8 protein-coding genes are annotated in these 12,110 nt (G+C 72.3%); 2 read left to right on the top strand and 6 right to left on the bottom strand.

Annotated elements, in window-relative coordinates; translation table 11 throughout:
- The first annotated feature begins 188 nt into the window (after positions 1-188).
- Positions 189-3,656: a family 43 glycosylhydrolase gene (locus ACFS27_RS23790; RefSeq protein ID WP_377188487.1), complete on the top strand. Its 3,468-nt coding sequence runs from the start codon at positions 189-191 to the stop codon at positions 3,654-3,656.
- A 59-nt stretch (positions 3,657-3,715) separates the two neighbouring features.
- Here the strand turns inward: ACFS27_RS23790 and ACFS27_RS23785 are convergent, their stop codons facing one another.
- The 6 genes from ACFS27_RS23785 to ACFS27_RS23760 all read right to left on the bottom strand — a co-directional run bounded on the left by ACFS27_RS23785 (position 3,716) and on the right by ACFS27_RS23760 (position 10,304).
- Positions 3,716-4,393 carry a response regulator gene (locus tag ACFS27_RS23785; RefSeq protein ID WP_377188484.1) on the bottom strand — a complete coding sequence of 226 codons (678 nt, stop codon included), beginning with the start codon at positions 4,391-4,393 and terminating at the stop codon, positions 3,716-3,718.
- Positions 4,390-5,547 (bottom strand): sensor histidine kinase, encoded by a 1,158-nt coding sequence (locus ACFS27_RS23780; RefSeq protein ID WP_377188481.1) that lies wholly within the window; start codon positions 5,545-5,547, stop codon positions 4,390-4,392. The genes ACFS27_RS23785 and ACFS27_RS23780 overlap by 4 nt, the downstream gene beginning before the upstream one ends.
- 5 nt (positions 5,548-5,552) lie before the next feature.
- Positions 5,553-6,623, bottom strand: a complete 1,071-nt coding sequence (locus tag ACFS27_RS23775; RefSeq protein WP_377188478.1) for a DUF418 domain-containing protein — start codon at positions 6,621-6,623, stop codon at positions 5,553-5,555.
- Positions 6,624-6,743: 120 nt separating this feature from the next.
- A complete protein-coding gene (locus ACFS27_RS23770; protein ID WP_377188475.1) occupies positions 6,744-9,041 on the bottom strand; it encodes an FtsX-like permease family protein in 2,298 nt (765 codons plus the stop codon).
- Complete coding sequence (locus ACFS27_RS23765; RefSeq protein WP_377188472.1) at positions 9,038-9,721, bottom strand: ABC transporter ATP-binding protein; 684 nt, start codon at positions 9,719-9,721, stop codon at positions 9,038-9,040. Before ACFS27_RS23765 ends, ACFS27_RS23770 begins: the two co-directional genes overlap by 4 nt.
- A 61-nt stretch (positions 9,722-9,782) precedes the next feature.
- A complete protein-coding gene (locus tag ACFS27_RS23760; RefSeq protein ID WP_377188469.1) occupies positions 9,783-10,304 on the bottom strand; it encodes a PadR family transcriptional regulator in 522 nt (173 codons plus the stop codon).
- Positions 10,305-10,488: 184 nt separating this feature from the next.
- Here ACFS27_RS23760 and ACFS27_RS23755 point away from each other — a divergent pair, with 184 nt between their 5' ends.
- Positions 10,489-12,081: a peptide chain release factor 3 gene (locus ACFS27_RS23755; RefSeq protein WP_377188466.1), complete on the top strand. Its 1,593-nt coding sequence runs from the start codon at positions 10,489-10,491 to the stop codon at positions 12,079-12,081.
- Positions 12,082-12,110 lie beyond the last annotated feature (29 nt).

Genomic DNA, 12,110 nt, shown 5'->3' with positions numbered 1-12,110 from the left:
TCATGGCATTCATCGCGGGCGACTCTACGAACCGCCGTTCCGGGGACGCCACGGTTTTTCTGCCAAAGGGCTCAGGGGTTCCGCCGAGAGGGGCTTGACAGGGCGATGCGCCGATGGTCGTATGGCGCCACTGTTAACGCTCACATTCTCGCGAGGTCACCGTGCAAAGAAGCACCAGCCCTTCCCGGATGCCCCTCCGTACGGTCGCCGTGGGCGCCGTCGCGGCGCTGCTCGGAAGTCTCTTCCCGCTCCTCCCGGCAAGCGCCGGGACGTCCCAGGAACTGTCGGAGTCCCAGGAGGTGTCGGAGGCCGACGCCGCGGCGGCCGCCCTCACCGTCGTCCACGCCGACGACGTCCGCGGGCACCTGACCCTGCCGTCGTCCGGCCTGAACGACGCGGCGATCACCTGGGCGTCGTCCGACCCCGACGTCGTCGCCGCCGACGGCATCGTCCAGCGCCCCGCGCGCGGTGAGGGGGACGCGCAGGTCACCCTGACCGCCACCGCCGACGTCGACGGCGCGACCGCTACCCGTGACATCGCCGTCACGGTGCGGGAGCAGCCGGCCGCAGCGCCGTACGAGGGCTACGCCTTCAGCTACTTCACCGGCAACTCGGTCGCCGGCGAGAAGATCTACTTCGCGGCGAGCCGCGGCAACGACGCGCTCCGGTGGGACGAGCTCAACGAGGGCCGGCCGACGCTCGAGTCGACCGAGGGCACGCTCGGGCTGCGTGACCCGTTCCTGATCCGCTCGCCCGAGGGCGACCGCTTCTTCCTGATCGCCACGGACCTGTCCATCGGTCGCAACGGCGACTGGGACGCCGCACAGCGGCAGGGCAGCAAGTACCTGGAGATCTGGGAGTCCACGGACCTGATCACCTGGTCCGAGCAGCGGCACGTCAAGGTCTCGCCGGACAACGCAGGCAACACCTGGGCGCCCGAGGCGTACTGGGACGAGTCGCTCCAGCAGTACGTGGTGTTCTGGGCGTCGAAGCTGTACGCGGAGGACGACCCGGACCACACCGGGAGCGCGTACAACCGGATGCTCTACGCGACCACCCGCGACTTCGTCACGTTCAGCGAGGCCAAGGTCTGGCAGGACCGCGGCGAGTCCCGCATCGACTCGACGGTGATCAAGGAGAACGACACCTACTACCGCTTCACCAAGGACGAGGGCGGCGGCGGCACGGGCTGCTCGGACATCATCCAGGAGAAGTCCCCGACGCTGACGGCCGTCGACCTCCCGGGCGACCCGTCGTGGGAGTTCATGGCCGGCTGCATCGGCCGCGACGCCGGCACGTCCGCCGTCGAGGGGCCCACCGTCTTCGAGGCCAACCCCGGTGACACGTCCGGCTCGCCGTACTACCTGTTCGTCGACGAGTACGGCGGCCGCGGTTACATCCCGCTCGGTACGGACGACCTGGAGAACCCGGACTGGCAGGTGGCGGCGGACTACGACCTGCCGGCCAGCCCGCGCCACGGCACCGTCATCCCGGTCACCGGCGCTGAGCTCGCGGCCCTGCGGGACGGCATCGTGCTCCCCGAGGAGCCGACGCCCGTCGTCGCCGACGAGAACGGCCTGGTCGCCCAGTACGACCTCGACGAGGCCTCCGGCACCGCCGCGGAGGACAGCACCGGCCACGGGTACGACGGCGTCGTCAGCGGCGACGCCACCTGGTCCGACGGCGCGCTGAACCTCGGCGGCACCAACGGCCACGTCAAGCTGCCGAACGACATGATGGCCGGGCTCGACGCGATCACCGTCTCGACGAAGGTCTGGCTGGACCCCAGCCAGGCGACGCCGTACTTCATCTGGGGCCTTGGCAACACCGACGGCGGGGGCACCGGCAACGGCTACCTGTTCACCACCGGCAACAACTACCGGTCCTCCATCGCCACCGGGAACTGGTCCACGGAGCAGACCGTGGCCTCGGGCTCGGCGCTGCCGCGCGGCGCCTGGAAGACCCTGACCTACACGCTCCAGGGCGGCACCGCCACGCTCTACCTCGACGGCGTCAAGGTCGGCGAGAAGACGGGTGTCACGATCAAGCCCGGCGACATCGGCGACGGCCGGACCACCGCCAACTACATCGGCCGTTCCAACTACACGGCCGACAGGTACCTCAAGGGCAAGGTGCGCGACTTCCGCATCTACAACCGTGCGCTGTCGGCCGGCGAGGTGCGGGAGCTCGGGGCGGACCCGACCGCCATCACCGGCGTGGAGCTCGACAGCCTCAAGGTCCCGGCGGTGATCGACGCCGCGACCTCGACGGTGACCCTGCCGGTCACGCCCGGCACCGACCTGACGGCGCTCGAGCCGGCCTTCGAGGTCGTCTCGACCTCGACGGTCTCGCCGGAGCCGACGGGCCCGATCGACCTGTCGTCACCGACGACGTTCACGGTCACCGCCCAGGACGGCGCGACGCGGGACTGGACGGTGCGCGCCGTCGAGATGCGGTCGCCGGTGCTGCCGGGTCTGTACGCCGACCCGAACATCGCGAAGTTCGGCGACCACTACTACCTCTACGCGACCACGGACGGCGTCGCGGGCTGGGGCGGCAAGGACTTCTACGTCTGGAAGTCGAAGGACCTGGCCGACTGGGAACGCTCGGACGAGCCGTTCCTGACCCTCGACGGAGCGAACGGCAACGTGCCGTGGGCCAGCGGCAACGCCTGGGCGCCGACCATCATCGAACGGGACGGGAAGTACTACTTCTACTTCTCCGGCCACAACCCGACGTACAACCGCAAGACGATCGGCGTCGCGGTGGCCGACAGCCCCGAGGGTCCGTTCACCGCGCAGCCGGAGGCGATGATCCTCAACAACGAGGCGGTGACGTCGGGCCAGGCGATCGACCCGGCCGCGTTCGAGGACCCGGAGACCGGAAAGTTCTACCTCTTCTGGGGCAACGGCGGGCCGTCGAACGGGCCGGTGTACGCCGAGCTGAGCGACGACATGCTGTCGATCGAGCAGGACACGCTCAAGCGCATCGGCGGGCTGACCGACTACCGCGAGGGCACGTTCCTCAACTACCGCGACGGGCTCTACCACCTGACGTACTCGATCGACGACACCGGGTCGGCGAACTACCGGGTCGGCTACGCCACCGCCACCAGCGTCGACGGGCCGTGGACCTACCGCGGCGTCATCCTGGAGAAGGACCCGAGCCAGGGCATCCTCGGGACGGGGCACAGCTCGATCGTGCAGGTGCCGGGCACCGACGAGTGGTACATCGCGTACCACCGGTTCGGGATGCCGGGCGGCGACGGCACGCACCGGGAGACGACCATCGACCGGCTGACGTTCGACGACGACGGCACCATGCAGAAGGTGGTGCCGACACTCACGAGCGTCGACCCGCTCACCTACGACGGCGAGCAGCCGGACTCCGTGCGCGCGCCGGCGGTACGGGGCAAGGCGGCCGTCGGCGGCACCCTGGCCGGGACCCCCGGAACCTGGGACAAGGACGGGCTCGTGTTCGCCTACCAGTGGCTGCGGGACGGCGAGCCGGTGGCCGGTGCGACCAGCCAGACGCTGCGGGTCACGGCCGCCGACGTCGGGCACCGGATGTCCGTCGAGGTGACGGCTTCGCGTCCGGGTGCGTTCCCGGGCGTCGCGGTCTCGGACGAGAGCGCCACCGTGCGAGCGAAGGGTTAGCGAAGGACCACGGCCCTGACTCGGCGTACCTGGTACGTCGAGTCAGGGCCGGAGTCCGGTCAGGGTCCCGCTACGCCGTGCTCCCAGGCCCAGGCCGCGATCTCCACGCGGTTGCGGAGACCGAGCTTGGCCTGGACCGCCGCGACGTGACCCTTGACCGTGCTGAGCGAGATGAACATCTCGGCGGCGATCTCCAGGTTGGTCCGGCCGCGCGCGATCTCGCGGACCACCTCGGTCTCGCGCTCGGAGAGCGGCCGGGCGGCGGGATCGCCGCCCGGCCGGCTCTTCCGGCCGGGCGCCCCCGCCGGGGACGCGGTCAGGTGTCGCAGCAGCCGCACCGTGACCGACGGCGAGACCAGCGCGTCGCCCACGTGCGCCGCCCGGACCGCCTCGACGAGCAGAGTGGGGCCCGCATCCTTGAGGACGAAGCCGACCGCACCCCAGCGCAGCGCCCCGTACACGTACTCGTCGACGTCGAAGGTGGTGACGATGACCACCCGGAGCGGGTCGGCGACGTCGGGTCCGGCGAGCGTCCGGGTGACCGCTATGCCGTCCATGCGGGGCATGCGGATGTCGACGAGGCACACGTCTGGCCGCAGCTGGCGGGCGAGCTCGACCGCCTCGACACCGTCGGACGCCTCGGCGACCACCTCGATGTCGGGCTGGTCCTCCAGGACGATCCGCAGGCCGCTGCGGGCCATGGGCTGGTCGTCGGCGAGGAGCACGCTGATGGTCATCGGCGCGCCCCGTCGGTGAGGGGAAGCGTGGCGACCACGGACCAGCCGGCGCCCGGCCGAGGGCCCGCCCGCAGCGTGCCACCGAGGGACTCCACACGTTCCCGCATGCCGATCAGGCCGTAGCCGCCTCGGGTGTCGAGGGCACCGGTGTGCGGGGCGTCGTCGGACACCTCGACGGTGAGACCCTCCGGGACCCTGCGCACGTCGACCGTCACCGTCCGCGACTGCGGCGCGTGCCGCGTGACGTTCGTGAGCGACTCCTGGACCACCCGGTAGACGGCGGTGGTCACCTCAGGGGGCGACGGGTCCCCGTCGGCGGGCAGGCGGAGGCGCACCTCGGGGCCGTGACCCTCGAACCGGCTGACCAGGGTGCTGAGCGCCTCGGTGCCGGGGGCGACGGGGGACGCGTCGTCGGCGTCGCGCAGCAGGCCGACCACACGGCGGAGCGACGTGAGGGCATCCGAGCCTGCCGTCTCGATACCTGCGAGCGAGTCCGCTACCCGCGCCGCCTCCGCCGGACCCCTGCGCGCCACGATCTGTGCGGCCTGCGCCTGGACGACGATGCCGGTGATGTGGTGCGCGACGACATCGTGCAGCTCGCGGGCGACCGCGAGACGCTCGTCCCTGCGCACACGCTCGACCGACGCCTCGCGGCGCGCGACGAGGAGCCGGCCGCCCAGCCCTGCGGCGACGGCGGCGAGCCACGTCGCGGCGTTCACCATCGGGATCACCGTCGCCTCGGGCGCGAACGGGACGGCCGCGAGCCACGACCCGACGACCACGACCAGACCTCCGCCGGCAACCGTGGCGGCCTGCCGCGTCGGCAGCGTGCGGATCGCCGACGCCACCAGCACCGCCAGGGCGAGGGCCACGGCGGGCGCCGGTTCCTCGGGGAGCGCGGCGAGCCGTGCAGACACCACCGTCACCGCCGCCACGCCCAGCCCGGCGAGCGCCGCCCCGAACCGGTGCCGGCGGCGGAGCAGGGCCAGCACGCCTACCACCGTTCCCGTGACGAGGCCGAGCACCCACGAGGAGCCACCCCAGCTGGCGGCGAGCGCCGTGACGGTGAAGAGCGGGACGGCGGCGAGCGTCAGGCCGAGAAGGAGGTCCCCGGCGACTCTGGCCGGGGCGGTCCGGCGTCCGGTGGTGTGCACGCGGTTCAGGTTACGAGGGCCGACGCCGCGGGGCGCTCGTTCGTGCGGTCGGCGACCCGCAGCGGGGGCCGGCGGAGCCAGGTGGCCCAGCGCCAGGTCCATTCCAGGGGGCCTTGCCGGAAGCGGCGCAGCCAGAGGGTGGAGAACAGCCACTGGGCGGCGAGCACTGTGCCCGCGACGACGAGCACGGTGTTCGAGGACCAGCGTTCCGGGTGTCCGACCACGTGCGCCACGCCGAGCACCAGGACGGTGGCTGTCAGGTAGTTGGTCAGGGCCATCTTTCCCAGGGGCGCGAACACGCCCAGGAGCCCGCGGCGCGCGGGGGAGCGCAGCAGCACCAGCAGCGTGCAGACGTACACGGCGGCGATCAGGATGCCGGCCACCTGGAAGACGATCCGGTAGCCGAGGGCGTCGATGTCGCCGACCCGCTCGAACGAGGCCTGCGCCCAGAGGGCTGGCACGGCGGCCGCCGCCAGCACGAGGGTCAGGAGGGCGGGGACGCGTGTGGAGTCTTCGATTCGCCGGGTCACGCCGTACCGGGTCAGCGCCGAACCGAGCAGGAACAGGCCGGGTACCAGTGCGTAGTGGCCGCCCGCCAGCAGGATCGCTGCCGTCAGGCCGGCGATGGCGAGGCCGGCGACGGCCCAGCGAGGTAGCCACGTGGACGGCAGCAGCACGAGCAGCCCGACGGCGGCGTAGACGGTGAGGATGTCGCCCGGCCAGAGCAGGAGCATGTGTGCCAGGCCCATGGCGAGCAGCACGAGCAGGCGGCGCAGCAGGACCAGACGCGGCCGCACGGCACGGCCGGCGGCCGACTCGAAGAGGAGTGAGAACCCGACCCCGAAGAGCAGGGAGAAGATCGGGAAGAAGCGCTGGTCGACGAGCAGGTGCAGCCAGTCCACCTCGCCGGTCCCTGAGGCGGTGAGCGCGGTCGTCGCCGGTGCGCCGGTGGCGACCGTCGCGCTGATCGGGATCACGTTGGCGACGAGGATGCCGCACAGCGCGAAGCCACGAAGCACGTCGAGGGCGGCCAGGCGGGGCCTGGCGAGGGGCGATTCGGCAGAGCTATGAGGCATGTCCTCATGCTCGGCGCGGGTGGACCCGCAGCGGTACCGGCCGGAAGTACCTTTTCCGCTGCACTGTTGGTCGGGCTTGTCGAGACCGCACCAGGTCTCGACAAGCCCGACGAACGGACGCTACTCGCTGCGGAGGGCGCCAGGGCGGGTCAGGTGCCACAGCAGCGGCAGGCCCGCTGCGGTCGTCAGCAGCACCATCAGGGCGGCGGCCCCTGCCGTCACGCCTACCCCCTGCCAGTCGAACGAGGGCGGGGCCTCGACCGCCGTCTGCAGCGCCAGCGCCAGCCCCGAACCGGTCACGACGGCCAGGGCCAGCCCCAGCACCACGGGTATCGCCAGCTGGAACAGCACCGACCCGCTCAGGGTCCGGCGCCGCGTCCCGAACGCGACGAGCACGGCGAGCAGCTGACGGCGTTCCCGGAGCTGCTCGATGACGTTGACCAGCATGCTCGCCCCGATCAGCACCAGCAGCGCGACCGTCCCGACCAGGAGCGCCTGGCGTACGTTGCCAAGGATCGAGGCCACGCGCTCCTGGTCGATCGGCGTGGTGTAGGCCACCGGGTCGACCTGGGCGGCCGCCGTGCGCACGTGGTCGAGAGCGTCCGGTACGGCGGGATCAAGGGTGACGTAGACGGTCACCGACCCCGGATCGACACCGATCCCGTCCAGCGCCCCCGGCGTGACCAGGATCCGTGCCGGCATCCCGCCCATCGCGCTGATCCCGCCCTTCGACGGGGCCACCGTCTCGGCCGACGCCGGGAGCGTCCACCGGCTCTCGGTGTCCCGCCCGGCGCCCAGCACGTAGGTCTCGCCGGGCGCGGGGGCGGTGGCGCCGTCCGGCACGACGACGAACACGTCGCCGTCCTTGCACGAGCCGAGCTGCGCCTCCTGAGCCAGCACCTGGCACGTGCCGGACTCGATGGACATGTCGTCGGCGCCGGACGCCGGCCGCGACGCCTCGGCAGGCAGCGCCCACACCGAGGTCAGCGTCCCGACCCCCCGTACGCCCTCCGCGCCGGCCAGCTCACGCGTCCAGGTCTCTGGCGCGTCCCTGTCCGGGTCGATGTCGAGCACCATGGCCTGGAACGTGCGGGTGTCCGCCTGCGTCTCGGCGGTGAGTGCTCCGATCGCCCCGACCAGCCCCTGCAGCGCGATCAGCCCGGCGACCGATACCGCGATCCCGGAGACCGCGCGTACCGCCGTCCCGCTGTCCAGCTGCAGGCGGCGCACCGCGAGGTCCCACGCGACGGTACCGCCGCCCAGCCGGTGCACCGTCGCCTCGACGAGCCACGGCAGGACGAGCGCCACGCCGACCAGGACAAGGACCAGGCCGGCCACGACCATGACCTGGCCGCCCAGCGAGTCGTCCAGCCCGCCCGCCAGCGGGAACAGCAGGGCCACGCCCAGCACCGGGAAGACCAGCCGCCACCAGAACCGCCGTCGGCGCTCGCTGCTGCGCCGGACCACGCCCAGCGGCTCGACCAGTACCTGCTTCAGCGCCGACAGCGTGACCAGCACCGTCGTCGCGGGCACCAGGACAACGGTCAGCGCGGCGAGCACGGGGGCAGGGCGCAGGTCCTGCGGGTAGAAGCTCATGCTCGGGGGGACCGCGCTGCCCGCCACCTGCCCGATCGCGAGGAACAGCAGGCCGCCGACGACGAGCCCGCCGGCAGCGCCCGCGAGGGTCTCGCCGGCGGCGATCCGGCGGGTCATGCGGACGTCCGCCCCGACCAGCCGCAGCGCGGCGAGCCGCCGGTCCCGGTTCTCGCTGCCGAAGCGCACCGCTGTGCTGACGAAGATCCCGACGGGCAGCAGCAGCACGACCATGCCGACGAGCACGAGCAGCAGCATCACGGGGTCGGGGCCGTCGTCGACCGGCTCGGCCCAGCCGAACGACTGGATGCGGGTAGCGGTAGCGGAGGTCAGACCGTCGGTACCCAGGTAGAACCGGAGCTCCTCCGGCCCGGTCAGGCCCTCGTCCCCGATGGTGCCGACCACGCGGTCCCCCCAGCGGCCCTGCAGCGCAGCGCCGCCGTCGGAGGCGAGCAGGTCGGCCAGGGCGGGGGAGACCACCACGTCGCCCGGCGCGAGCTGCTGCTCCACACCCGGGGGGAGCGGGGCGTCCTCGCCCTCCGGCTGGATCACCAGCCCCACGAGGGGATCCTCCCGGTACATCGACCGGACCTCCTGCGTGAGGGCCGACGGCTCGCCGACGGTCAGCTCCTGGGCCTCGGCCACGGAGCGGGCCTGTGCCCGTGCCTCGCGGGCGTCGAGCACCGTGGGGATGCTGGCGGCGAGCAGCAGCATCGTCACTCCGAGACCGACGCCGACGGCGATCAGGGCCAGCCGTACCCAGCCGGACCGCCCACCGCCGACGCTGAGGCGGACGCCGAGGGCCAGATCGCTGAGCCGCCTCATCGGACGTACTCCCGAGCCCGCACGCGGCCGTCGCGCACGACTGCCTCATGGTCGGAGTACGCCGCGACGCGGGGCTCGTGCGTGACGAGCACGACGGCCGCTCCGGTGTCCCGGGCGGCCGCGACGAAGAGCTGCATGACCCGCTCCCCGTTCAGGGTGTCCAGGGCGCCGGTCGGCTCGTCCGCGAAGACCACCTTCGGCCGGGTCACGAGCGCACGGGCGACTGCAACCCGCTGCCCCTGCCCGCCGGAGGCCTGGCCGGGGCGCTTGCCCGCGACGTCGGACACCTCGAGCCGCTCCAGCCACGCCTCCGCGCTGCGCTCGGCGGCCCGGCGGCCGGCACCGCCCAGCCGCAGCGGCAGCGCCACGTTCTCGAGGCAGGTGAGCTCGGGGACGAGCTGCCCGAACTGGAAGACGAACCCGAACTCGCTGCGTCGCAGGGCGCTGCGCTCGTCGTCGTGCATCGCGGTCAGGTCGCGTCCCGCGTAGGTCACGCGGCCCAGGTCGGGGTGGAGGATGCCGGCCAGGCAGTGCAGCAGGGTCGACTTGCCGGACCCGGACGGGCCCATCAGCGCGAGGATCTCCCCGGCGTGCACCTGCACGGAGGCCGAGTCCAGCGCCGTGGTGGCGCCGAAGCTGAGGTGCAGGCTCTCGGCGGTGAGCAGTGGTTCGGTGGGCATCGGGTCTCCAGGGTCGGATCGCGTGGCGGGGGAGCTGGACGTCGGGGTGCGGTGCTGCGCGCTACGCGCGGACCTGGGTGGCGAGCTGCTGCATGCGCGCGGCGGTGAGCTCGAGCCAGCGCAGGTCGGCCTCCAGGTGGAACAGCGCGTGGTCGCAGACGAGCTGGTCGGCCAGGTCGCCGCCGTCCCTGCGGCGCGTGAGCTCACGCATGAGGCGCAGGTGCTCCGAGCGCTGCGTGTCGAGCACGTCGTTGGCGTCGTACCCGGTCAGCAGGGCGAGCACCACCTTCGTGTAGAGCGTGCTCTGCAGGTACGGCTCAGGCTTCTCGGGCGCGGCGAGCCAGCCGGCGACGTCGGACACGCCGGCCTCGGTGATCGCGTACTTCTTGCGCTCGGGTCCTGCGCCGGGCTCGGCCTCGACCTCGACGAGCCCGTTCTTCAGCAGCCGGGCGAGCGTCGAGTAGACCTGGCCGTAGTGCAGCGGCCGGTCGTGCCCGAAGCGCTCGTCGTAGGACCGCTTCAGGTCGTAACCGTGGCGCGGCCCGGCCTCGAGGAGCCCCAGCAGGGTGTGTGCAACCGTCATGCGACCGACTATACACACGATGTATACACCCAAGGAGCACCCCGGCATTCGTGCTTCTGAGGCGTGGTCGGGCGCACATATCCGGCACTCAACGGGGTGTCAGGGTGCGGGGTAGAGTTGTCCGCTGGCCCACAGGAGCCAGGTGGGTTGTTGCGGCACGAACAGATCAGATCGGTGAGTCTCAGTGACGGTTCTTACTTCCGACGCTCGTTCCGTCGAGGCACAGGCGGTGCGTCGGCGGAGCATCGCCGTCATCTCCCACCCCGACGCCGGTAAGTCGACCCTGACCGAGGCGCTGGCGCTGCACGCGCACGCCATCGACGAGGCCGGGGCGGTGCACGGCAAGGGCAACCGCGCGGGCGTCGTTTCCGACTGGCTCGAGATGGAGCAGAAGCGCGGCATCTCGATCACGTCGGCCGCGCTGCAGTTCGCCTACGGCGACGTCGTGATCAACCTGCTGGACACCCCGGGCCACGCCGACTTCTCCGAGGACACCTACCGCGTCCTGACCGCCGTCGACGCCGCCGTCATGCTGCTCGACTCCGCCAAGGGCCTGGAGCCGCAGACGCTCAAGCTGTTCGAGGTGTGCCGCCGCCGCGGGGTGCCGGTCATCACGTTCGTCAACAAGTGGGACCGCCCCGGCCGCGAGGCGCTCGAGCTGTGCGACGAGCTCGAGGAGCGCATCAACCTCCGCCCGACCCCGCTCACCTGGCCGATCGGCGAGGCCGGCCGGTTCCTCGGCCTGCTGGACCGGGCGAACGGCGAGGTGCGCACCTACCGCCGCACCCCCGGTGGTGCGTCGATCGCCGAAGAGAGCGTCCTGACGCCCCAGGCCGCGGCCGACGCCCTCGGCGACGACCACACCGAGGCCGTCGAGAGCGTGCAGCTGCTCGACGCCGTCGACCGCGACTCGTTCCTCGCCGGCACGACCACGCCCATGCTCTTCGGCGCTGCGCTCGCGAACATCGGCGTCCGCCAGCTCCTCGACGCCGTGGTCGACCTCGCCCCAGCTCCGGGCGCGCGGCCCGACGTCGACGGCGGGGAGCGTGCCGTCGACCAGCCGTTCAGCGGGTTCGTGTTCAAGATGCAGGCAGGGATGGACCCGAACCACCGCGACCACGTCGCGTTCATCCGGGTGTGCTCGGGCCGCTTCGAGCGCGGCATGGTCGTCACGCACGAGCGCACCGGCCGTCCGTTCGCCACCAAGTACGCCCTGTCGGTCTTCGGCCGGGAGCGTGCGACGGTCGAGGACGCCTACCCCGGCGACGTCGTCGGCCTGGTCAACGCGAGCACGCTCGCCGTCGGCGACACGGTCTTCGACTCCTCGGGTGCGAAGGTGCGCTTCCCGCCCATGCCGGTGTTCGCACCGGAGCACTTCGCCGCGGCGCGCGTGGCCGACCCCGGCCGCTCCAAGCAGTTCCGCAAGGGCATCAGCCAGCTGGAGCAGGAGGGCGTCGTCCAGGTCCTGGTCAACGAGGCCCGCGGCGACGGCAACCCGATCCTCGCAGCGGTCGGGCCGCTCCAGTTCGAGGTGGCGGCCTTCCGCATGGAGCACGAGTTCTCTGCGCCGATCCGCATGGAGACGCTCGGCCTGTCGCTCGCCCGCGAGGCGGCGCCCGGCGACCTCGACGTCATCGCCGGGTACCCGGGGCTGGAGGTCGCGCGGCGCGGCGACGGGACCCCGCTGGTCCTGCTCCGCGACGTCTGGCACGCGCGAGCGTTCGAACGGGCCCACCCCGACGTCCCGCTGATCCCGCTGGTCGCGAGCGAGGTCTGACACCGACGGTCGGCGTGTGAACGCTGGCA

Source organism: Promicromonospora vindobonensis (genome assembly GCF_042685865.1).
GTDB lineage: Bacteria > Actinomycetota > Actinomycetes > Actinomycetales > Cellulomonadaceae > Promicromonospora > Promicromonospora vindobonensis.
The sequence above is the reverse complement of the archived record's forward strand: the minus strand, read 5'-3'. Positions and strand labels throughout refer to the sequence as shown.